This is a genomic window from Streptomyces sp. NPDC001536 (assembly GCF_042894505.1).
Lineage (GTDB): Bacteria > Actinomycetota > Actinomycetes > Streptomycetales > Streptomycetaceae > Streptomyces.
The window spans coordinates 37,529-59,577 of sequence record NZ_JBIAVQ010000003.1 but is presented as its reverse complement, the minus strand read 5'-3'; the positions used below and the strand labels follow the sequence as shown (position 1 = coordinate 59,577).

General features: G+C 72.0%; 23 protein-coding genes. 17 read left to right on the top strand and 6 right to left on the bottom strand.

The genetic code is table 11. The features are described from left to right. Positions 1-185 precede the first annotated feature (185 nt). Positions 186-1,313 (top strand): alpha/beta hydrolase, encoded by a 1,128-nt coding sequence (locus ACFY0U_RS09195; RefSeq protein ID WP_388632546.1) that lies wholly within the window; start codon positions 186-188, stop codon positions 1,311-1,313. Between the two features lie 152 nt (positions 1,314-1,465). After that, complete coding sequence (locus ACFY0U_RS09190; RefSeq protein ID WP_388632543.1) at positions 1,466-2,821, top strand: hypothetical protein; 1,356 nt, start codon at positions 1,466-1,468, stop codon at positions 2,819-2,821. A gap of 180 nt (positions 2,822-3,001) precedes the next feature. Here ACFY0U_RS09190 and ACFY0U_RS09185 read toward each other — a convergent pair whose 3' ends face one another. Beyond that, positions 3,002-4,336 carry a PH domain-containing protein gene (locus ACFY0U_RS09185; RefSeq protein WP_388632540.1) on the bottom strand — a complete coding sequence of 445 codons (1,335 nt, stop codon included), beginning with the start codon at positions 4,334-4,336 and terminating at the stop codon, positions 3,002-3,004. Next, on the bottom strand, positions 4,333-4,836 hold the full coding sequence (locus ACFY0U_RS09180; RefSeq protein ID WP_388632537.1) for a PH domain-containing protein: 504 nt from the start codon (positions 4,834-4,836) through the stop codon (positions 4,333-4,335). Before ACFY0U_RS09180 ends, ACFY0U_RS09185 begins: the two co-directional genes overlap by 4 nt. 31 nt (positions 4,837-4,867) lie before the next feature. Here ACFY0U_RS09180 and ACFY0U_RS09175 point away from each other — a divergent pair, with 31 nt between their 5' ends. After that, positions 4,868-6,019: an NADH-quinone oxidoreductase subunit D gene (locus ACFY0U_RS09175; protein ID WP_388632535.1), complete on the top strand. Its 1,152-nt coding sequence runs from the start codon at positions 4,868-4,870 to the stop codon at positions 6,017-6,019. On the opposite strand, the gene ACFY0U_RS09170 is transcribed toward ACFY0U_RS09175, so the two are convergent. After that, positions 5,984-7,030, bottom strand: coding sequence for an SAM-dependent methyltransferase (locus tag ACFY0U_RS09170; RefSeq protein ID WP_388632532.1), 1,047 nt, complete (start codon positions 7,028-7,030; stop codon positions 5,984-5,986). The two genes, ACFY0U_RS09175 and ACFY0U_RS09170, sit on opposite strands and share 36 nt — an antisense overlap. Positions 7,031-7,148: 118 nt before the next feature. On the opposite strand from ACFY0U_RS09170, the gene ACFY0U_RS09165 reads away from it, so the two are divergent. From ACFY0U_RS09165 to ACFY0U_RS09155, 3 genes are all read left to right on the top strand, one after another. Next, positions 7,149-8,348: a sensor histidine kinase gene (locus ACFY0U_RS09165; RefSeq protein ID WP_388632529.1), complete on the top strand. Its 1,200-nt coding sequence runs from the start codon at positions 7,149-7,151 to the stop codon at positions 8,346-8,348. Positions 8,349-8,441: 93 nt separating this feature from the next. Continuing rightward, positions 8,442-9,113: a response regulator gene (locus tag ACFY0U_RS09160; protein ID WP_388632527.1), complete on the top strand. Its 672-nt coding sequence runs from the start codon at positions 8,442-8,444 to the stop codon at positions 9,111-9,113. Positions 9,114-9,161: 48 nt separating this feature from the next. Beyond that, on the top strand, positions 9,162-9,794 hold the full coding sequence (locus ACFY0U_RS09155) for an AAA family ATPase (RefSeq protein ID WP_388632523.1): 633 nt from the start codon (positions 9,162-9,164) through the stop codon (positions 9,792-9,794). 26 nt (positions 9,795-9,820) lie between these two features. Here the strand turns inward: ACFY0U_RS09155 and ACFY0U_RS09150 are convergent, their stop codons facing one another. After that, positions 9,821-10,924 (bottom strand): DUF5937 family protein, encoded by a 1,104-nt coding sequence (locus tag ACFY0U_RS09150; RefSeq protein WP_388632520.1) that lies wholly within the window; start codon positions 10,922-10,924, stop codon positions 9,821-9,823. A 154-nt stretch (positions 10,925-11,078) separates the two neighbouring features. On the opposite strand from ACFY0U_RS09150, the gene ACFY0U_RS09145 reads away from it, so the two are divergent. Next, positions 11,079-11,294, top strand: a complete 216-nt coding sequence (locus ACFY0U_RS09145) for a hypothetical protein (RefSeq protein ID WP_388632518.1) — start codon at positions 11,079-11,081, stop codon at positions 11,292-11,294. Here ACFY0U_RS09145 and ACFY0U_RS09140 read toward each other — a convergent pair. After that, positions 11,284-12,450 (bottom strand): threonine aldolase family protein, encoded by a 1,167-nt coding sequence (locus tag ACFY0U_RS09140; RefSeq protein WP_388632515.1) that lies wholly within the window; start codon positions 12,448-12,450, stop codon positions 11,284-11,286. The genes ACFY0U_RS09145 and ACFY0U_RS09140 overlap by 11 nt on opposite strands. A 173-nt stretch (positions 12,451-12,623) precedes the next feature. Here ACFY0U_RS09140 and ACFY0U_RS09135 point away from each other — a divergent pair, with 173 nt between their 5' ends. The 10 genes from ACFY0U_RS09135 to ACFY0U_RS09090 all read left to right on the top strand — a co-directional run bounded on the left by ACFY0U_RS09135 (position 12,624) and on the right by ACFY0U_RS09090 (position 20,860). Then, positions 12,624-13,553, top strand: a complete 930-nt coding sequence (locus ACFY0U_RS09135) for a Rossmann-like and DUF2520 domain-containing protein (RefSeq protein WP_388632512.1) — start codon at positions 12,624-12,626, stop codon at positions 13,551-13,553. Next, on the top strand, positions 13,550-14,599 hold the full coding sequence (gene panC / locus ACFY0U_RS09130; protein ID WP_388632509.1) for a pantoate--beta-alanine ligase: 1,050 nt from the start codon (positions 13,550-13,552) through the stop codon (positions 14,597-14,599). The genes ACFY0U_RS09135 and panC overlap by 4 nt, the downstream gene beginning before the upstream one ends. Beyond that, the gene (locus ACFY0U_RS09125) at positions 14,596-16,311 is read left to right on the top strand and encodes an L-aspartate oxidase (protein WP_388632506.1); all 1,716 of its coding nucleotides are present in this window, start codon (positions 14,596-14,598) and stop codon (positions 16,309-16,311) included. The genes panC and ACFY0U_RS09125 overlap by 4 nt, the downstream gene beginning before the upstream one ends. A gap of 5 nt (positions 16,312-16,316) precedes the next feature. Beyond that, entirely contained in the window at positions 16,317-17,294 is a 978-nt protein-coding gene (gene nadC, locus ACFY0U_RS09120) for a carboxylating nicotinate-nucleotide diphosphorylase (protein ID WP_388632503.1), read from the top strand. 5 nt (positions 17,295-17,299) lie between these two features. Beyond that, on the top strand, positions 17,300-18,097 hold the full coding sequence (locus ACFY0U_RS09115; RefSeq protein WP_388632500.1) for a type III pantothenate kinase: 798 nt from the start codon (positions 17,300-17,302) through the stop codon (positions 18,095-18,097). A 168-nt stretch (positions 18,098-18,265) separates the two neighbouring features. Then, entirely contained in the window at positions 18,266-18,907 is a 642-nt protein-coding gene (locus ACFY0U_RS09110) for a hypothetical protein (protein ID WP_388634275.1), read from the top strand. Positions 18,908-18,985: 78 nt separating this feature from the next. Beyond that, positions 18,986-19,165 carry a hypothetical protein gene (locus ACFY0U_RS09105; protein ID WP_388632497.1) on the top strand — a complete coding sequence of 60 codons (180 nt, stop codon included), beginning with the start codon at positions 18,986-18,988 and terminating at the stop codon, positions 19,163-19,165. 144 nt (positions 19,166-19,309) lie between these two features. Next, complete coding sequence (locus ACFY0U_RS09100; protein WP_388632494.1) at positions 19,310-19,741, top strand: BlaI/MecI/CopY family transcriptional regulator; 432 nt, start codon at positions 19,310-19,312, stop codon at positions 19,739-19,741. A gap of 9 nt (positions 19,742-19,750) precedes the next feature. Beyond that, positions 19,751-20,299, top strand: a complete 549-nt coding sequence (locus ACFY0U_RS09095) for an amino-acid N-acetyltransferase (protein WP_388632491.1) — start codon at positions 19,751-19,753, stop codon at positions 20,297-20,299. A gap of 225 nt (positions 20,300-20,524) precedes the next feature. Further along, the gene (locus tag ACFY0U_RS09090; protein ID WP_171147385.1) at positions 20,525-20,860 is read left to right on the top strand and encodes an Lsr2 family protein; all 336 of its coding nucleotides are present in this window, start codon (positions 20,525-20,527) and stop codon (positions 20,858-20,860) included. 9 nt (positions 20,861-20,869) lie between these two features. Here the strand turns inward: ACFY0U_RS09090 and ACFY0U_RS09085 are convergent, their stop codons facing one another. Continuing rightward, positions 20,870-21,673, bottom strand: a complete 804-nt coding sequence (locus ACFY0U_RS09085) for an SCO3374 family protein (protein WP_388632487.1) — start codon at positions 21,671-21,673, stop codon at positions 20,870-20,872. Between the last annotated feature and the right edge of the window lie 376 nt (positions 21,674-22,049).

Genomic DNA, 22,049 nt, shown 5'->3' with positions numbered 1-22,049 from the left:
CTTGGATCCGGGCCCCGTATCGGGCGTCCGGCGACATTGCGCCCTCTAGGACGGTGTCTTCGAGGGAGAGGTTCACTCGCTTCCTCAAAGCCGGTTCAAAGGCCGGGAAAAGGGCCGGACAAGCCTTCGCGAAGATCCGCGCGGGGTGTCCGGCACGGGGAGAAAGCGCAGGCAGGAAACCAACCATGGGTCTCACGGGCAACAACGTGCTGGTGCTGGCGGTCGGTTCGGCGGTGCTCTTGTTCGTCGGCACGGTGTGGCTGTGGCCACGGCTGTCGCGGCGCACCTGGCGGGCCGTCAGCGGGCGGGTGGGTCTGCTGCTGGCGACCCAGCTGGCGCTCTTCGCGGCGGTCGGGCTCGCCGCCAACCAGGCCTTCGGGTTCTACGCCAGCTGGGCCGACCTGTTCGGGCAGGAGGACGAGCAGGGCGTGGTCGTCGACCACACGGCGAACGGCGGCTCGGGCGGCCCGCTCCAGGTGACGGACATACGGCGGGTCAGGGAGGCGGGCAGCGCACGGCCGCAGAACAGCGGCCAGATCCAGAAGGTCGCCATTGTCGGCCGTACGACGCACATCGCCACGTCCGCCTTCGTCTACCTGCCGCCGGAGTACTTCCAGCCGCAGTACCGCGCGCGGACGTTTCCCGCCGCCGTGGTCCTCACCGGATATCCGGGCACCGCGCAGGCGCTGGTCGACAAACTCCACTACCCGGGCACGGCCTTGGACCTCGCCAAGGACGGCCGTATGCAGCCGATGATCCTGGTGATGATGCGACCCACGGTGGCGCCGCCGCGGGACACGGAGTGCGTCGACATTCCGGACGGACCGCAGACGGAGTCGTTCTTCGCCAAGGACCTTCCCGACGCCGTTCTCGCGCACTACAGGGTGGGGAAGAAGCCGGGCAGCTGGGGCATCATCGGTGACTCGACGGGCGGCTATTGCGCGCTGAAGCTCGCCATGCACCATCCCGAGGTGTACGCCGCGGGCGCGGGTCTCTCGCCGTACTACAACGCGCCGAGCGACCCCACCACCGGCGATCTCTTCCAGGGCGACAAGGGGCTGCGCGATCGCGCGAACCTGTTCTGGTACCTCAAGCACATGCCCGCGCCCGACACTTCACTGCTCGTCAGCAGCAGCAGGATCGGTGAGTCGAACTACAAGGACACGCTGAAGTTCATAGACCGCGTGAAGGCGACGAACCGGACGCGCGTCTCGTCGATCATCCTCGAAAGCGGCGGACACAACTTCAACACCTGGCGGCGGGAGATTCCGGCGGCGCTCCAGTGGATGAGCGGGCGGTTGAGCGATCGATGACAAATGATCTTGCGGTGGAGTCGGCGGATCGTGTCCCTGTTGTCGAATTCGGTGGCGGGTCTGATTCCTGATGTCGCGTGAAGGCTGCGGTATGGCTGTGTTTTTACGGGCCGGGGCACCACGATTCGCCTACGCGCGGTAAGTTTCTGGCCATGCCACGTGGACGTCACCGCCATTCCCCGCCTTTGCACAGGCTGCTTCCCCCGTCGGCGATCGCAGGCGTCTCCGTCGTCTGCGCATTCGGCCCCTGGGCGTTCTCGCAGCCGGCCGTGCTGCGTGTCGTCGCCGCGGCCGCCGCGGCGACGGCGGTCGTCGGTGCGGCCGTCATGCGCCGCTGGGACACACAGGCCGGCAAGCAGGTCGCCGACCTCATACGCGCGCGTGCGAGCGACGAATGGCGCTTCGAGGAACGGGTCGCCGAACTGGAGACCGACCTCGAGGAGTCGCGCGAGCTGCGCGCCAAGCTGGAGCAGCGGCTGCGGTCCAAGCGCACGGAACTGGCGGGCCTGCGCAACGAGCACGCGGCCCTGCTGCGCCGGTACGCCACGGCGGAGACCGAGCGGGCGAGCGCCCTGGAGGGCCGCCGGCTGCTGGAGATAGAGGCCACGGCACCGGCGCGCGCACTGCCGCCCGTGCCGGTCGGCGTCGACGAGGAGGCCGAGGCTGTGGCTGCCTCGGCCGAGGACGACGCGGTGGAGACCGAGGACGAGGCGGTGGAGAGCGCCGAGACCTCTACGAGTGCCGGGACCGCTGAGAGCGCCGAGGCCGTCGACGACGAGCCGGAGGGGCCCGCGATCTTCTCGCCGGAGGGCTCCAAGCTGTTCCTGCGGGCGAAGGCGGCGCTGTCGCGGTTCGACGGCGGCGAGGGTGCCGCGAAGGACGACGCTGCCGAGGCCTCGGCCAAGGACGGCTCCACGAAGGACGGTTCGGCCAAGGACAGCTCGTCCAAGGACGACGGTTCCCCCAAGGACGACGGCTCCCCGGACGGCGACGGCGGTCCGAAGGGCGACAGCCCCGCCAAGGACGTTCCGGCGCAGGCCGGTCCCGTCGCCGCACAGGTGGTCACCTCCGGTGACTCCGGAGCGGAGGCCGCGCAGGAGGACGAGGCGCAGGGGCAGCCCGTGGCGGTCGACGGGCATACGCGCGCGGCCGCCGTCACCACCACGCCGGCCAAGCCGGCCCTGCCCGTGCAGCAGCCCTCCGGGCACTTCGTCGCGCCGACCGCGGTGGCCGTCGTGCCGGCCGCGCCCGTGCGACGTGCCGCGGTCGAGGGCGGCTTCGACTTCTTCGGCATGCAGAAGGCGTCCGCCGCGCTGGAGTCCGTGCAGAACGAGGACCTCGCCGACGTGGTCGGCCAGGAGGCGCTCGCCCTCCACAAGGCCGAGTCCGAGGCGGAGTTCAAGCCGGCGGACGAGGAGTCCCGGGGCATCGGCCAGGTCATCGACCTGACGGCGCACGACGAGACCGAGCAGATCGATGTGCAGGGGCTGCGGAGCGCGGTCTCCTGAGCGATACGACGACAGCCGCGCGGACTCCCGAGGGGGCCGCGCGGTTTTCGTTTGCCGCCGTGGTCCGGCAAGGGCGGTGGCCGGCAAGGGCCGGTGGCACGGCAGAGCCCGGTGGCACGGTCAGGCGCCCAGCGACCCGGTCAGGCGCCCAGCGACCCGGTCAGGCGCCCAGCGACCCGGTCAGGCCATCCAACGGTCGGGCCGTGCGTCCCGCCGCCCCGTCCGTGATCTCTCCGCCTGCGCCCGCAGCAGCTCCGCGGCCTCCTCCGCGTCCCGCAGACGCGCTGTGACGGTCTTGTTGGCCCCGGTGTCCACATGGACGTCGGCGAGCCGCCAGACGCGCTGCCAGGGCCCCTGGGCGAGCCGTACGCTCTGGACCTTCGCGTGCGGGACCAGGGCGAGGCTGCGCCGCAGCAGGCCGGTCCGGGCCGCGAACACCGCGTCGGTGACGGCGAGTCCGTAGCCCCGCCACCACACCGGCACACAACGCCCGGCGCGCCGCGGGGGCCGGGACAGCGCCGACGGGGGCGGTACGACCACGCCGGGCAGCACGCGCGCGATGATCGCCTCGGCGACCTCGCGCGGAGCGACCGGCACCAGCACGGAGTTGGACGACCCGGCCACGTCCAGCTCGACCCGCACCCAGCCGCGCCGCCGCCACAGCAGCGGCTCCACGATCCGCACGGTCTGCACGCGCCCCGGCGGCACCGTCTCATGAGTGCGGTCCAGGAGCCCGTGGTCGATCCGCAGCCCGTCGGGCGACTCGCCCACGGTCCAGTCGTACTCGCCGACGAACCGCCCCACGCTGCTCGCGCCCGCCGCGCCGAGCAGCGGTACGCCGGTCGCGAGGACCGTCCACAGGCTGTGGGTGGCGAACCACAGGATGGGCGGTACGACGAGGGCGGCGGCCAGCGTGGCCCAGGTGGCGCCCGTCAGGACGAGGGCGATCGCGAGGTCGCGCGGGGGCGTGCGCAGCAGCTCGCGCGCCGGAGCCTCGCCGACTTCGTGCGCCGTCTCGGGAGCGAACCCGGCGGCGCGTGCGAGGAGTTCCGCGCGGAGCGCACGCGCGTCCCGCTCCCCCAGGAACGCCAGTTCGTCCTTCTTGTCGGTGCCTATGACGTCGAGTTTGAGCTTGGCCACGCCCGCCACGCGCGCGAGGAGCGGCTGCGTGACGTCGATGGCCTGGATGCGTTCCAGCCGGATGTGCGCGGTGCGCCGGAACACCAGGCCGGTGCGGATGCGCAGTTCGGCCTCGGTCACCGCGAAGTGCGTGTACCACCAGGTGAGGAAGCCGTAGAGGGCGGCGGCGGGGACGAACACGGCCAGGACGATCAGCAGGACCGTGGGGGTGAGCCGGGTCAGCTGGCGCTGGGCCTGGTCGGGGTCGTGCACCGCCCACCCGATGAGCACCGCGACGGGCGCCCACGCCCGCCTGAGCGGTGTCACGGGATGCAGCCGCCGCTCGGTCACGGGCGGCGTCTGTCGTACGTCGTCGTCGATGCCCGGCGTCGTCACAGGCCCGCCGATCGTGCCTGGCCGAGTTCGGTGAGCCGGTCGCGCAGCCGTTCCGCCTCGGCCGGCACCAGGCCCGGGATGGTCGCGTCGGTCGCCGCGGCAGCCGTGTGCAGCTGCACGCTGGACAGCCCGAAGTGCCGCTCCACGGGCCCGGAGGTGACCTCGACCAGCTGCATCCGCCCGTACGGCACGACGGTCTCCTCGCGCCACAGCACACCCCGGCTGATCAGCAGGTCGTCGGCGCGCTCGGCGTACCGCCACGAGGCCCAGTTGCGGCCCAGCATCACCCAGCCCCACGCCATGACGGTGAGCGGCAGCAGCGCGAACGCGGCCCATGGAGGGCCCGCGAACAGGTTCAGCAGCACACCGACCGCCACGGCCAGCAGCCCCAGCCACACCACCAGCAACAGCCGTCGCATCCGCAGCAGCCCCGGAGGCAGGCCGATCCACACCGGCTCACCCTCGGCCGCCTCCGTGCCTTGCCCGTTCCCCGTCTCCATGAGGTCAGCGTACGTAGGACAGACTGTGTCCATGACTCCCACGACGGAGACCACGGTCGGTATCGGCGGCGCCGCGGAGAGCACCGACATGGTGCTCAACATCGGGCCCCAGCACCCGTCGACGCACGGTGTGCTGCGCCTCAGGCTCGTCCTGGACGGCGAGCGGATCCAGCACGCGGAGCCGGTGATCGGCTATATGCACCGGGGCGCGGAGAAGCTCTTCGAGGCGCGCGACTACCGCCAGATCATCATGCTCGCCAACCGCCACGACTGGCTGTCGGCCTTCTCCAACGAGCTGGGCGTGGTCCTCGGCGTGGAGCGCATGCTGGGCATGGAGGTCCCCCAGCGCGCGGTGTGGACGCGCACGCTGCTCGCGGAGCTCAACCGGGTGCTCAACCACCTGATGTTCCTGGGCTCCTACCCGCTGGAACTCGGCGGCATCACGCCGGTCTTCTACGCGTTCCGGGAGCGCGAGGTGCTCCAGAACGTCATGGAGGAGGTCTCCGGCGGACGTATGCACTACATGTTCAACCGCGTCGGCGGCCTCAAGGAGGACCTGCCGGCCGGGTGGGCCTCACGCGCGCGTGCCGCCGTCGCCGCCGTGCGGTCACGGATGGACGTGTACGACGACCTGGTGCTCGGCAACGAGATCTTCCGGGGGCGCACGCGGGGCGTGGGCGTGCTCGCGCCGTCGGCCGTGCACGCGTACGGCGTGAGCGGGCCCATCGCGCGCGCCTCCGGGGTCGACTTCGATCTGCGCCGGGACGAGCCCTACCTCGCCTACGAGGAGCTCAAGGACACCCTGAAGGTGGTGACCCGCCAGGAGGGCGACTGTCTCGCCCGCTTCGAGGTCCTCCTGGAGCAGACCCACAACGCCCTCGACCTCGCCGACGCCTGCCTCGACCGCCTCGCCGAGCTCGCGCCCGGCCCGATCAACCAGCGGCTCCCGAAGGTCCTGAAGGCGCCCGAGGGCCACACGTACGCGTGGACCGAGAACCCGCTCGGCATCAACGGCTACTACCTTGTCAGCAAGGGCGAGAAGACCCCGTACCGCCTCAAGCTCCGCTCGGCCTCGTACAACAACATCCAGGCCCTCGTGGAGCTGCTCCCGGGCACGCTGGTCGCGGACATGGTGGCGATCCTGGGGTCACTGTTCTTCGTGGTCGGGGACATCGACAAGTAGTGCCCCGAGAGGCGTGTCCGGCGAGTCCGGTGCGGCCGGGATTCCGACCGGCTGGAGCAGCCAGCCGAAGTCGCCGAGGCCGCCGGGGGCGGTGAGCTCGGCGGCCTCGCCGGCGCTCGCGAGGGCGCGTACATAGGCCGCGGGTTGCGTGGAGGCCAGGGCGAGCGGGGGGCGTGCGCCTGCGATCCCCAAGGCGTGCAGGGCGGCGCGTTGCGTCAGCACGCGCCCCCCGGGCAGCGCGCACGCGTCCAGCGCGACGTGCGCCGTGATATCGCATGATCCGTCCGGCACGGGCGCCGTCTCACGCCCCGCGCGGAAGCCGGTGAGCGTCCCGAAGAGGGGTCGCGCGCCGACCGCGTGCGCGTAGTCGACCGCGACCGCGAGCCCCCGCTCGACCGTCGCGACCACGCCGGCCCACGCCTCGTCCCGTGGCAGCCCCACCTCCGCCCGCAGCCCCTCCTCGGCCGGCAGCGGCCACCACCGCGCGAGCCACTGCGCCTCCGCGCCGGAGAACGGCTCCCCGAGCCGCTCGGTCCCGTCGGGCCGTACGAGCACCCGCCGCGCCACGCCCGCGGAGTCCGTCTCGGCGATCTCCACGGGCACGTTGTCCAGCCACTCGTTGGCGAACAGCAGCCCGGTGATCCCGCGCGGGGGCTCGGCCAGCCACTCGATCCGGTGGTCGAGGCCGGCCGGGCGGTCGGCGATCTCGACGGCGTACGCGCGCGTGCGTGCGGCCAGGTCGGCGGGCAGCGCGGCGAGCACCCCGGTGACCAGCTCGCCGCGCCCGGCGGCCATGTCGACGAAGTCGAGCGTCGCGGGCCGGCCCAGGGCCTCGTCGACCCGGGACAGCAGCCGCGCCACGGCCTCGGCGAACAACGGCGACGCGTGCACCGACGTACGGAAGTGACCGGCCGGTCCCTCGGGCCGGTGATAGAAGCCCCCGGGCCCGTACAGGGCACTCTCCGCGGCCGCCCGCCAGCCACGCCACGCACCCGCCGTCTCCTCCGTCACGCCGCCAGACTAGGCGCACAGGAGAACGGGGCCTCCACCTTGGGGAGTACGCGGGCCGGGCATGGATCGGTCCTCCGGTTGACCCCTGCACGCTTCACGCTTCCCTACGCTGGGTTACGTGCAGCGCCTTTATGACTTCCTCCGCAGACACCCGACAGGGGTCGACACCTTCTGGGCCGTCTTCCTGTTCGGGATCTCGCTGCTGAGCGGGACCGCCAGTTCGGCGGTGCGGGGCAACGACTCCCCGGCGCTGATCGTTCCGATCGCGTTTCTGCTGTGCCTGGTGATCGCGCTGCGCCGGCGTTTGCCGGAGCAGATGCTGGTGCTGTCGGTCGGGATCGGACTGACGCAGCTGGCGCTGAACGTCCAGACGATGGCCGCCGACTTCGCGATGCTGGTGATCGTCTACACGGTGGCCGCGACGGGCTCCCGGTGGTCCTCGCGGCTCGCGCTGGCCGTGGGGCTGTGCGCGGCGCCGATGGCGCAGACGCGCTGGCCGCTGGACGGGAGCGCGGTGGGCAATGCCGCGAAGGCGATCTTCCTGACGGTGCCGTTCGCCCTCGCCTGGGTGCTCGGCGACTCGATCCGCACCCGGCGCGCGTACTTCGCGCAGCTCGAGGAGCGCGCGAGCCGGCTCGAGAAGGAGCGCGAGGCGCAGGCGAAGGTCGCGGTGGCCGCCGAACGCGCCCGGATCGCTCGCGAGCTCCACGACGTGGTCGCGCACAACGTCTCGGTGATGGTGGTGCAGGCCGACGGCGCCGCCTACGTCCTCGACACCGCGCCCGACCAGGCGAAGAAGGCCCTGGAGACGATCTCCTCCACCGGCCGGCAGGCCCTCGCCGAGATGCGCCGCCTGCTGGGCGTGCTGCGCACCGGTGAGCACCAGGAGGTCGGCGAGTACGTCCCGCAGCCCGACGTGGAGCAGATCGACGACCTCGTCGAGCAGTGCCGCACCTCAGGGCTGCCGGTCGACTTCAAGGTGGAGGGCACACCGCGCCCGCTGCCCAGCGGCGTCGAGCTCACGGCGTACCGCATCGTGCAGGAGGCGCTCACCAACACCCGCAAGCACGGCGGGCCGAACGCGGGCGCCAGCGTGCGCCTGGTGTACTTCGACGACGGGCTCGGCCTGCTCGTCGAGGACGACGGCAAGGGCGCCCCGCACGAGCTGTACGAAGAGGGCGGCACCGACGGACAGGGGCACGGCCTGATCGGCATGCGCGAGCGGGTCGGGATGGTCGGCGGCACTCTGGACGCGGGACCCCGTCCCGGCGGAGGGTTCCGTATCAGTGCGCTGCTCCCGCTCAAACCGGCACATTGACGCCGACGCACGCCCCCTGTTGACACCTGTAACGACCCTGCCGACGCGATCAGCAGAGTCACCAGAGCCTGAAAGAGACGGAAGAGGACCCCGATGACGATCCGCGTGATGCTCGTCGACGACCAGGTGCTGCTGCGCACCGGGTTCCGGATGGTGCTCGCCGCCCAGCCGGACATGGAGGTCGTCGCCGAGGCGGGCGACGGCGTCGAGGCCCTTGAGGTGCTGCGCGCGACCACCGTGGACGTGGTCCTGATGGACGTCCGCATGCCCAAGCTCGACGGCGTGGAGACCACCCGCCGCATCTGCCAGGAGGCCAACCCGCCGAAGGTGCTGATCCTGACCACCTTCGACCTCGACGAGTACGCCTTCTCCGGGCTGAAGGCGGGCGCGTCCGGCTTCATGCTCAAGGACGTGCCGCCCGGCGAGCTCCTCACCGCCATCCGCTCGGTGCACAGCGGCGACGCGGTGGTGGCCCCCTCGACCACGCGCCGCCTCCTGGACCGGTTCGCGCCGATGCTGCCGAGCACCGGCAAGGAGCCCCGGCACAAGGAGCTGGAGCGGCTCACCGAGCGCGAGCGCGAGGTCATGGTCCTGGTCGCCCAGGGGCTGTCCAACGGCGAGATCGCGGCCCGGCTCGTCCTGTCCGAGGCGACCGTGAAGACCCACGTGGGCCGCATCCTCACCAAGCTCGGCCTCCGGGACCGCGTGCAGGTGGTGGTCCTGGCGTACGAGACGGGGCTGGTGCGGGCCGGCGGGCACGGCTGAGGCGGGCAACGTGACTCCCGCGTAACCGGCGCCCACTAGGGTCTGCGCATGCTCCTCTGGATCAACGGCCCCTTCGGGGGCGGGAAGACACAGACGGCGTACGAGATCCAGCGGCGGCTGCCCGGCAGTGTCGTCTGCGACCCCGAGCACGCCGGCTTCGGTCTGCGCCGCATGCTGCCGCCCGAACTGCGCGGGGACTTCCAGGACTTGACGGCCTGGCGGCAGGGCGTCGTCGAGGTGCTCGACCTCGCCCTCACCAAGCACGACGGTGTGGTGATCGCCCCCATGACGGTCACCGACTCCGGCTACTTCGCGGAAACCGTGGGCCGGCTGGGCGAACTCGGCCATGACGTACGCCACTTCACGCTCCTCGCGCAGCGCGAGACCGTCGTCAGGCGGCTGCGCGAGCGCGGTTTCGGGCACCTCCTTCGGTACGTCGGCGGGAAGAACGCCGGTCTGGGACGCGAGACCTGGGCCGTGCAGCAGCTCGACCACTGTCTGGAGCGGCTGCGGGAGCCGGAGTTCGCCGAGCACCTGTGGACGGACGAGTCGACCGTGCCGAAGACGGCCGACCGCATCGCCGTCCTGGCCGGGCTGAGGCTCAGGCCGAACAACGAGGGCGCGCTGCGGACGAGGCTGCGGCAGGTACGCATCGGGGTGAAGCACATCCGGTTCGACTGACCGGCCTACCTTTTCGGCCGACCCGCCTACCTGAGGATCCCCTCCAGGAAATCGCTTCCCAGCCGGGCCACGACCGCGATGTCCAGCTGGTGCTGGACGTACCGGCCGCGACGCCGCGTGGTGATCAGGCCCGCCTTCTTCAGGACGCCCAGGTGCCGGGATATCTCGGGGGCCGTCATCCCGTGCGCCTGCGCCAGCTCGCTCGTGGTCCAGGCACTGCGGGCCAGATGGCGGCAGATCCGCATCCGGACGGGGTGCGACAGGGCGGTCATGCGCAGGGCGAGCTGCTCGACGGAGGGCGGCGCCGCGAGTTCGGGGGAGCCCACCGGGTAGTGCACCACCGGCTGCCAGCCGGGCCGGTACAGGACGGCCAGGTGAGGCCAGCCGAGACTGGTCGGTACGAGGATGAGGGGGCCGTCCCCCGTGGTCGTACGGCCCACGCTCAGCTTGTCGACCGTGATCTCGGCGGCGTCCTCGTCGAGCGTGATCGCCGGCGACGCGGCGGCCAGCGCCTCGGCCAGGCCCTTGCGGCGCACCAGGTCGGTCTTGTGGCGGGCGTCCGCGGCGAGCTGGTGGCGCAGCCGCGACCAGGCCTCGGCGAAGAACGCCTCGTCGCAGTCCTGGAGGAACTGCCGCAGCCAGGCCCGGATCTTGGGCGGGTCGGTCAGCAGCAGCTCGGTGAACCGCTCCTGCCGCGGCCCCCGCGCGGCGGCCAGTTCCAGGGCACGCCGGCCCTGCTCGGCGTCGACGAGCCAGCCGGCCCCGACGTCGTAGCAGGTCGCGCAGCTGAACTCCAGCGCCGCATTGACGAACTGTTCGTCCGTCAGCTTGTCCAGCAGGTCCAGCTCCTCGGCGAGCGTGGCCCCCGGGAGGGCGGCGCCGCCCGGGATGCCCGCGTACGGCAGGAACAGGTCCGCGAACGTGGTCGTCCACAGGAAGTCCGCGTCGCACATCCGGTCGGCCAGATGCGGGTCGAGGCCGGCCTGCACGCCCGTCACCCAGCCCTGAAGCCCCGGATGGTGGCCCGGCTCGGCCAGCGCGTGCAGCGCCATGCCGAGCTCGGCCAAGGGGGAAGGCACGACGGCGACCCTCTCCGGCCGCAGCCCCGCGATGTCGATGCGCACGCTCATGACCTCATGGTGCACTCCGCCACTGACAACGCCGTCCTCGATTGACGGCCGCCGTCAATCGACGCGACGTCGCCGCCGTACCGGCGCAACCTGGGAGTACGGGGCAGCCGCGGAGCCCGACCCATCGGAAAGCGTCCCGAGAAGGCGATACGTCATGAGCCTCACCCAGCAGTACCTCCTCGACACCTACCGTGCCCAGCGCCTCGGGCAGCCCGCCCCGCCCGCCCCCGGTACCCACGACTGGCAGGTCGTGCGCGAACTGCGCGACCACCGGCGGTTCCGGGCGGTGCTCGCCGGGCGGCCGGCCCACGGGCGGATACGCCAGGCCTTGGGCCGGTGGCTGCACCGGGGGCCGGGCCCTAGCCGCTGAGCCGGGCCACGAAGTCCGCCGCCGCCGCCTTCACGTCGTCGGCCGTCCACTCCAGCCCTGCGGCGCCGACGGTGACCTCGGCGAGGGCCAGCCCCGGCCCGCCGCGGTCCCAGTAGCCGGTGAACAGAAACGTGCCCGTCTCCTCCGCCTGCCGCACCGCCGCCTCCAGCAGCACGTCGGCGTCGTAGGGCAGCCAGATCTGGAACTGGTGGGTGTGCGGCTCCTCGGGGTGCACACGCGCCCACGCCACACCCGCCTCGGCGAACCCCTCCCGCAGGGCGGCCGCCACCACGCGCGCGTGGCGGACGTACTCCGGCAGTCTGGGCAGCTCCCGTTCCAGGCCGACGAGCGCCGACAGCGCGGTGGGGAACTGCTGGAAGGCCATCCCGCCGTACCGGTGGCGCCAGCTCTTCGCCTCCTCCACCAGCGTCTTCGGACCGGCGAGCGCCGCGCCGGCGAAACCGTCGAGGGACTTGTAGAACGACACGTAGACGCTGTCCGCCAGGCCCGCGATCTCGTCCAGGGGGCGGCCGAAGTGGACGGTGGTCTCCCACAGGCGCGCGCCGTCGAAGTGCACCACCGCGTCCCGCTCGCGCGCCGCCTCCACGACCTCGGTGAGCTCCTCCCAGGTCGGCAGGACGAAACCGGCGTCCCTGAGGGGCAGCTCCAGCATCAGCGCGCCGTAGGGCTCCTCGAAGTCCCGTACCTCCTCCGCGGTGGGCAGCCGGGGCTCGCTGGTCAGACGCACCGGGCGCAACCCGCTGACCTGGGTGAGGGCATGCCGTTCATGGACCTCGGGGTGGGCCAGGGCGTGCAGGGCGACGATCTGGTTGCCGGTGCGGCCCGCCCAGCAGCGCAGGGCGACCTGCTGGGCCATCGTGCCCGTGGGGAAGAACGCGGCGGCCTCCTTGCCCAGCAGGCTCGCGACCCGCTCCTCCAGGGCCGTCACGACCCCGTTGCCGTAGATGTCCGCGGACTCGTCCACGTCGTACACCTCGGGAGCGGCCTCCGCGAGCGCCGCGAGCCGTTGCCGGATCGTGCCGCTGAGTCCTCCGCGCCACAGGACGCGTCGCGCCGCTCGCAGGGCGGCCCGGCGCCGCTCCCGCAACTGCTCCTCCGCCGACTGCTCTTCAACCTGCTCCGCAGCATCGCTCATGCCCTGGATCATCCCGCGCGCCCCTTCCCGCGGGCACCACCATTTCCGCGCGCATCCGGCGCGCGACAACCCACAGCCTGTGGACAACCGAACGCCCCTCGAACCAATCGCGTTAACATGACGAGAAATCGTCCGGTACCCGGAGCGGACTGGAACGGGAAGGCCGCCGTCGCGTGAGTACAAGCCAACTGCCAGACCCCAAGGACCGCCCCGCGCGGCTCACCGTCGGCGTCGTCGGCGCCGGACGGGTGGGACCCGCGCTGGCCGCCGCCCTCCAGCTCGCCGGGCACCGTCCGGTGGCCGTCTCCGGGGTCTCCGACGCCTCCCGCAGGCGGGCCGCGCAGCTGCTTCCGGACGTCCCGCTCGTGCCGCCCGCCGAGGTCCTCCAGCGCGCCGAACTGGTCCTGCTGACCGTCCCGGACGACACCCTGCCCGGCCTCGTGGAGGGCCTCGTCGAGACCGGGTCCGTACGGCCGGGACAGCTGCTGGTGCACACCTCCGGGCGGTACGGCGCGAAGGTCCTCGACCCCGCCCTGCGCGCGGGCGCGCTGCCGCTGGCCCTGCACCCCGCGATGACCTTCACCGGCACCCCGGTCGACGTCCAGCGTCTCGCCGGCTGCTCCTTCGGGGTCACCGCGCCCGACCAGCTGCGGCTGGCCGCCGAGGCCCTCGTCATCGAGATGGGCGGCGAGCCCGAGTGGATCGCCGAGGAGCGGCGCCCGCTCTACCACGCGGCCCTCGCACTCGGCGCCAACCACCTCGTCACCCTGGTGGCCCAGTCCATGGAGCTGCTGCGCGAGGCGGGCGTCGAGGCGCCGGACCGGATGCTCGGCCCGCTGCTCGGCGCCGCCCTCGACAACGCCCTGCGCTCCGGCGACGCGGCCCTCACCGGACCCGTCGCGCGCGGGGACGCGGGCACCGTCGCCGCGCACGTCACCGAGTTGCGCAAGCACGCCCCGCAGACCGTCGCCGGCTATCTGGCGATGGCCCGCGCGACCGCCGACCGGGCGCTCGCCCACGGGCTGCTGAAGCCCGAGCTCGCCGAGGACCTTCTCGGGGTACTCGCCAACGGGACCGACGGCACCAAGGGAGATGCCGGATGACCACCACCCTGCTGCGCACCGCCGACGAGCTCCACGCGCGCGTACGCCGCGGCCGCCGTGCCGTCGTGATGACCATGGGCGCCCTGCACGAGGGCCACGCCACCCTGATCCGCACCGCGCGCGAGATCGCCGGACCCGAGGGCGAGGTCGTCGTCACCGTCTTCGTGAACCCCCTCCAGTTCGGCGAGGGCGAGGATCTCGACCGCTACCCGCGCACCCTCGACGCCGACATCAAGATCGCTGAAGAGGCGGGTGCGGACGCGGTGTTCGCGCCGTCCGTGGACGAGGTCTACCCCGGCGGCGAGCCCCAGGTCCGCGTCAGCGCCGGCCCCATGGGGGAGCGCCTGGAGGGCGCCACGCGCCCCGGGCACTTCGACGGCATGCTCACCGTCGTCGCCAAGCTGCTGCACCTCACCCGGCCCGACGTCGCCCTCTACGGCCAGAAGGACGCCCAGCAGCTCGCCCTGATCCGGCGCATGGTGCGGGACCTGAACTTCGGCGTCGAGATCGTCGGCGTACCGACCGTCCGCGAGGACGACGGCCTGGCCCTGTCCAGCCGCAACCGCTACCTGTCGGCCAAGGAGCGGCGCACCGCGCTCGCCCTGTCCCAGGCGCTGTTCGCGGGCCGCGACCGGCACGCGGCGCAGGAGGCACTGCGTGCCCGGGCGCGCGAAGTGCCCGCCACGCACGCGCGTGCCGAGGCGCTCAGCGCCATAGGGGAGTCCCGCGCGGCCGCCGACGCGCACGCGGTCGCCAAGTCCCTCCCGGCGACCACCACCACCCATGGCGGGGACGCCGGGCGCCGCACCTCCTACGGCGCCCCCTCCGCCGTCCGCGCGGCCGCCCGCCTCGTCCTCGACGAGGCCGCGCGTCTCGACCCGCCGATCGCCCTGGACTACCTCGCGCTCGTCGACCCGTCCGACTTCACGGAGATCGACGAGGACTTCGCCGGCGAGGCCGTCCTCGCCGTCGCCGCCCGGGTCGGGACGACCCGGCTGATCGACAACATCCCCCTCACCTTCGGCACCCTCGGAGCCGCCTCGTGACCAGCACCGGCATACGACTGCACGCGCCCGCGCCCGGGTGGTCGATCGACGCGGACGTCGTGGTCGTGGGCTCCGGCGTCGCCGGCCTCACCGCGGCCCTGCGCTGCGAGGCCGCGGGCCTGCGGACGGTCGTCGTCACCAAGGCACGCCTCGACGACGGCTCCACCCGCTGGGCCCAGGGCGGCATCGCCGCGGCGCTCGGCGAGGGCGACACCCCCGAACAGCACCTCGACGACACCCTGGTCGCGGGCGCGGGCCTGTGCGACGAGGAGGCCGTACGGATCCTCGTCACCGAGGGCCCCGACGCCGTACGCCGCCTCATCGAGACCGGCGCGCACTTCGACGAGTCCGAGGAAGGCCACCTGGAGCTCACCCGCGAGGGCGGCCACCACCGCCGCCGTATCGCGCACGCCGGGGGCGACGCGACCGGCGCGGAGATCTCCCGGGCGCTCGTCGAGGCGGTACGCGCGCGTGGACTGCGCACGATCGAGAACGCGCTCGTCCTGGACCTGCTCACCGACGCCGACGGCCGTACGGCCGGTGTCACGCTGCACGTCATGGGCGAGGGCCAGCACGACGGCGTGGGCGCCGTGCACGCCCCCGCGGTCGTCCTCGCGACCGGCGGCATGGGCCAGGTCTTCTCCGCGACCACCAACCCGTCCGTGTCCACGGGCGACGGCGTGGCCCTCGCGCTGCGCGCGGGCGCGGAGGTCTCCGACCTGGAGTTCGTCCAGTTCCACCCCACCGTGCTCTTCCTCGGCCCGGACGCCGAGGGCCAGCAGCCCCTCGTCTCCGAGGCGGTGCGCGGCGAGGGCGCCCACCTGGTCGACGCCGACGGAGTGCGCTTCATGGTCGGGCAGCACGAGCTGGCCGAGCTCGCGCCCCGGGACATCGTCGCCAAGGGCATCATGCGCCGCATGCAGGAGCAGGACGCCGAGCACATGTTCCTCGACGCCCGGCACTTCGGCGCCGCCATGTGGGCCCACCGCTTCCCGACGATCCTCGCCGCCTGCCGTGCCCACGGCATCGACCCGGTCACCGAGCCCATCCCGATCGCCCCGGCCGCCCACTACGCCTCCGGCGGCGTGCGCACCGACTCCCAGGGCCGCACCACCGTCCCGGGCCTGTACGCGTGCGGCGAGGTCGCCTGCACCGGAGTGCACGGCGCGAACCGGCTCGCCTCCAATTCCCTCCTGGAGGGACTGGTCTACGCCGAGCGCATCGTGGAGGACATCACCGCCGTCCAGGCGACGAACGACCTCCACGCACGCGTGCCCGCACCGGTCGAGCGTCCCGAGACCCCCGCGCACCCCCTCCAGTCGCCCGAGGCCCGGTTCGCGATCCAGCGGACCATGACGGACGGCGCCGGCGTCCTGCGCTCGGCGGAGTCCCTGGAGAAGGCCGCCGAACAGCTCCAGCGGCTGCACACCGAGGCCCGCGACGCCCTCGCGGAGAACGGCAAGACGGCCGAGCCCGGTGTGGACACCTGGGAGGCCACCAACCTCCTGTGCGTGGCCCGTGTCCTGGTCGCGGCCGCACGCGTGCGTGAGGAGACGCGCGGCTGCCACTGGCGCGAGGACCGGCCCGACCGCGACGACACCGCATGGCGCCGCCACATCGTCGTACGACTGAATCCGGACCGCACACTCGCCGTACACACCACCGATACCGCAGACTTCCCCCCGACCCGGCAGCCCCTTCAGGAGCAGTGACAGACGTGAGCACCCCCGACCTTCCCCTCGCCGAGACCGGCGGCTGCGGCGACGGCTGCGCCTGTGGCGCAGACGGCGGCGAGGAGTACCTGGAGTGCGGGCTCGACCCCGCGCTCGCCCAGCTCCTGGCCGACGCCGGGCTCGACCCCGTCGAGGTCGAGGACATCGCCAACGTGGCCATCCAGGAGGACCTCGACCACGGCGTGGACGTGACGACGGTCGCGACCATCCCCGAGGACGCGGTCGCCACCGCCGACTTCGTCGCGCGCGAGGCGGGCGTCGTGGCCGGCCTCAGGGTCGCCGAGGCGGTCGTCTCGGTGGTCTGCGAGGACGAGTTCGAGGTCGAGCGGCACGTCGAGGACGGCGACCGGGTGGAGGCCGGACAGAAGCTCCTGTCGGTCGCCACGCGCACGCGTGACCTGCTCACCGCCGAGCGCAGCGCGCTGAACCTGCTGTGCCGGCTGTCCGGCATCGCGACCGCCACGCGCGCGTGGGCGGACACCCTGGAGGGCACCAAGGCACGCGTGCGTGACACGCGCAAGACGACGCCCGGCCTCAGGTCGCTGGAGAAGTTCGCGGTGCGGTGCGGCGGCGGGGTCAACCACCGCATGTCGCTCTCCGACGCGGCGCTCGTCAAGGACAACCACGTGGTCGCCGCCGGCGGCGTCGCACAGGCCTTCAAGGCCGTCCGTGAGACCTTCCCGGACGTGCCGATCGAGGTCGAGGTCGACACCCTGCACCAGCTCCGCGAGGTCGTGGACGCGGGCGCGGACCTGATCCTGCTCGACAACTTCACGCCGGGGGAGTGCGAGGAGGCCGTGGCGCTGGTGCACGGCCGGGCGGCGCTGGAGGCCTCGGGCCGGCTGACGCTGGACAACGCGCGCGCGTACGCCGACACCGGCGTCGACTACCTGGCGGTGGGCGCCCTCACCCACTCCTCGCCGATCCTGGACATCGGCCTCGACCTGCGTGCGGCGGAGTAGTCGCGATGCTGCTCACGATCGACGTAGGGAACACGCACACCGTCCTCGGCCTGTTCGACGGTGAAGAGATCGTCGAGCACTGGCGCATCTCCACGGACGCCCGTCGCACCGCCGACGAGCTGGCCGTCCTGCTCCAGGGCCTCATGGGCATGCACCCGCTGCTCGGCGAGGAGCTGGGCGACGGCATCGACGGCATCGCGATCTGCGCGACCGTGCCCTCGGTGCTGCACGAGCTGCGCGAGGTGACGCGGCGGTACTACGGCGACGTGCCCGCGGTGCTGGTGGAACCGGGTGTCAAGACGGGCGTGCCGATCCTCACCGACAACCCCAAGGAGGTCGGCGCGGACCGCATCATCAACGCGGTCGCGGCGGTCGAGCTGTACGGCGGTCCGGCGATCGTCGTCGACTTCGGTACGGCGACGACATTCGACGCGGTCTCCGCGCGCGGGGAGTACGTCGGCGGGGTCATCGCGCCCGGCATCGAGATCTCCGTGGAGGCGCTCGGGGTGCGGGGCGCGCAGCTGCGGAAGATCGAGGTGGCCCGGCCGCGGAGCGTGATCGGCAAGAACACCGTCGAGGCGATGCAGTCCGGCATCATCTACGGGTTCGCCGGGCAGGTCGACGGGGTCGTCGAACGCATGGCCCGCGAACTCGCGGACAACCCGGACGACGTGACGGTCATCGCCACGGGCGGTCTGGCGCCGATGGTGCTGGGCGAGTCCTCGGTGATCGACGAGCACGAGCCCTGGCTGACGCTGGTGGGGCTGCGCCTGGTGTACGAGCGGAACGTGTCGCGCATGTGAGCCGGCGCGGGCAGGCCCCCGGCCTGCGGCTGATCGGTGCTCGCCCGGGCCTCACGCGCGCGTCCGGCCGGGTGGCTCCGCGCGCCACACCCGCCCGCCCTGTGTCGAGTTTGTCTGATTAGCGCGTACTGTCGCCGCATGCCCACGCCATACGGATCCCGCGGCGGCATGGCGTTCGGTGTGGAGGAGCTGCGTGTGCTCCGCCGCGCTCTCGCCCTTGCCCTTCACCCCCGAACCGCCTCGGCCGAGGACGTTCAGGACTGTCTCCGCCTAGCCGACTCCCTCGACGAGGCGATGCGCGAGGGTGCCCGGCTGCGTGCCTTCCTGGTGGCCGACCTCGCCCGGTACCGCGCCGCCCTGCCCGGCACCGCCGCCGGCTACCTCACCCTCCTGGAGGAGGCGCTGAGCGCCGGGTACCGCCCGGAGGTCGACGATCTCGCCGCCCTGCGGGCCCTGCGCGGCAACCCCGTCGCGTCGGTCCTCCTGGACCGCTGTCTGGTCCTCGCCCAGCAGGACGTACGCGCCCGTCTCGCGCGGGGGACGGCCCGGCGGACCACCCCGGCCGTCCCGGCCTCCCGTACCCGCCTCCTGGCCCTTCCCGGGGGTCTTTCGGACCGCTCCCCGCGCGGCGACGAGGACCGTGCCGTGGAGTGCGCCGACAAGCCCCAGCAGCCGGAGAAGAAGCCCATGGAGAAACCGGCCGCCCCCAAGCAGCCCGCGCGCCCCGTCCCCACCCCCGGCGAGGTCTTCCCCCGCCGCAAGCCGGCTCCGCCGCCCCCGAACCCGCCGCAGCAGCTCGCCGCGGGCTGAGCCGCGCCCGGGGGCGTCCCCGCCCCCGCACGCACCCCCCGGCCCCGCCCGCGTCCGGCCCGTGGCTACCCTGGACGCATGGACTACGTCTCCGCGCTCGTGCCCCCGTTCGTCATGGCCGTGTTCTTCATCGGCGTGATCAGGGTGATCGTGAAGACCCAGGGCGGGGCCAACAAGGCCAAGGAGGACGCGGCCGTCGACGCCGCCCTCGCGCGCGTGGAGGGCGCCAAGCAGTCCTCCGCGCACAGCGACGCCTGAGCCTTCCGGCACCGCTCCCTCACCGGCGTACGACTCTCGTTTTCCGAGTCGTACGCCCTTTTTGTTCCTGTTTGCCGGTTAAGTGCACGTCCGGCACGCCAATGGCGAGTTCTCCCACTATTGTGCTGAGCTGTGCCTCGCCCATTGGGAGAACTCGAAGACGCGGTCATGACGCGGGTGTGGAAGTGGAACCGCCCGGTGACCGTTCGAGAAGTCCTGGAAGACCTTCAACAGGAACGGTCCATCGCCTACACCACGGTGATGACCGTTTTGGACAATCTCCATCAGAAGGGTTGGGTGCGCAGGGAGGCCGAAGGACGGGCCTATCGATATGAAGCCGTCTCCACCAGGGCCGCCTACGCCGCGGCGCTGATGAACGACGCCTGGTCGCAGAGTGACAACCCCGCAGCCGCTCTCGTCGCGTTCTTCGGCATGATGAGTGAGGAACAGCGGCACTCGCTGCGGGACGCCGTACGCATCGTCCAAGGACCGGAAACCGCCGAAGCCCCCCGGGATACCGCCGTCGAAACCGGCGGTGAGAACCCCGGCTCGGCACCGGAGGGCGACGGGCGATAGCGTCCGCACATGTCAGCAGAGAGCTCGTCCGCGCGCGGTCCCGAAGTCAGCGCAAAAGCCATCACGGTCCGGCGGGCCCGCACCAGCGATGTCCCGGCCGTACGCAGTCTCCTCGACGAGTACGTCCGCGCCCGCATCCTGCTCGACAAAGCCACCGTGACGCTTTACGAGGACATCCAGGAGTTCTGGGTCGCCGAACGCGATGACAACGGCGAGGTGGTCGGCTGCGGCGCACTGCACGTCATGTGGGAAGACCTCGCCGAAGTGCGCACTCTCGCCGTGAAGGTCGGGCTGAAGGGCGCCGGTGTCGGCCATCAGTTGCTGGAGAAGTTGCTGCACACCGCGCGCTGGCTCGGTGTTCGCCGGGTTTTCTGTCTGACCTTCGAAGTGGACTTCTTCGGCAAGCACGGCTTCGTCGAGATCGGCGAGACTCCCGTTGACACCGATGTCTACGCGGAGCTGCTGCGTTCCTATGACGAGGGTGTCGCGGAGTTCCTCGGTCTCGAACGAGTGAAACCGAACACCTTGGGCAACAGCCGGATGCTTCTGCATCTGTGATCGTCATGCCCTATTCCGCGGGACGGCCCTGCCCAGGTTCCCTATGTCCGAAACGCGCATGTTTCCGGGCCGGGAGTGGCCAGTCAGTCTCTCCCAGGGGTTTGTGTTTTTCCATCAAAAGCGGTTTGCTTTCCGACGTACTGCAGTACTGCATATAACAGGGGGCGGCGAAACGGCGGACGCCGCAGACCCCAGTCCCTCACGTTATCGATGAAAGGAAATCCGGTGGCACAGAAGGTTCAGGTCCTTCTTGTCGACGACCTCGACGGCGGCGAGGCGGACGAGACCGTGACGTTCGCGCTGGACGGCAAGACGTACGAGATCGATCTCACGACTGCCAATGCGGACAAGCTCCGTGGCCTTCTCGACCCTTACGTGAAGGGCGGTCGTCGTACCGGAGGCCGCGCTGCGGGCGGTCGCGGAAAGGCGCGCGCCACTTCCGGCGGCAGCCAGGACACCGCGCAGATCCGCGCGTGGGCGAAGGAGAACGGTCTCGAGGTCAATGACCGCGGCCGTGTTCCCGCGTCCATCCGTGAGGCCTACGAAAAGGCCAACGCCTGAGCGCGACCCTTATGAAGAGGCGGGCGGCTGAGCGCACGCGCGCAGCCGCAGACGGTGGCACCACGTCGCCACCGTGGCCAGCAGCCTTACGAGATCGGGGGCGCCCCCACCGCCCCCCAAGGCCGACAGCGTCGGCAGCGAGGCCTCGGCCTCGTACCCCGGCACGGGGGGCCGCAGCCACACGGCGGCCCCCTGCAAGGCGCCCGAGCGGCCCGCGGGAAGCGGTCGCGGTCCGGTAGGGCCGGGCTCGGGAAGACACCGCGCGGCGCCGGACCCGGGCGCGAGAGGACGTCGTACGACCGCGGCGGATCCCTGAGCGGGAAGAAGCCGTACGACTTGGGCGCACGACTCCTGCTCCGGAAGAAGCTGTACGACTTCGGCGCACGACCCCTGTTCCGGAAGAAGGCCTACGGCGTCGGCGGACGCCCCCGGTTCGGGGAGCAGCGGTGCGTCGATCGTCCCGCCCTCGCCGATCGCCACCAGATCGAGCGGCAGCGCGCCCCACTCCAGCCAGTCCAGCACTCCGGGCACCTCGTCCGCGCTGCCCGCGGCCAGCAGCAGCCGCATCCGGTCGCCCTGCACGGCCACCGGGGAGCCCGGCGCCAGATGGCGCAGACCGGCCCGGCCCGCCTCCAGCGGCACGTCCAGGACGTCGAAGCGCGGGCCCACGGCGAGTCGCAGCGGAGATCCCGGGGTCTCGGGCACCGTCGGCCACCCCAGTTCGTTCTCGTACCACCGGCGGACCTGATCGCTCGACTCGAGCGGCCGACGGGGGAAGGGAACGGTGATGACCGGGGGGACTGTGCCAACCATGCCAAGCGCAACCTCCGAAAGCGCGCCCGAGTTACGCTGGGTGTTCTCGCGATAGCGCAGAGTGTCGAAAGAGGGGGCGTTCGGGGGTGTGGCGCGGCGCAAGGTTGTTCGCCCGTAGCGGAGGGAACCGGTGCGCTCGGCATGGAGTGTCAGTCCCAGCGGGTAAGACATCCCTAGTGGGAGGGGGCGACACGCAGGACAGGACGTCTCACGTTCGCCATCGGCGTACTGGAGGTAGGGGTAACTGCCTGGCCTGCGGGAACATCGTCTCGCACCATCGGGTTGGAGCAGATGTCGGCGTTCGGGGTCAGGAGGCCATCGACGGTGTCGGCAGTTGGAATGAGCGGTCCCCGCTTGCGGGACTAAGCTGCGGAAG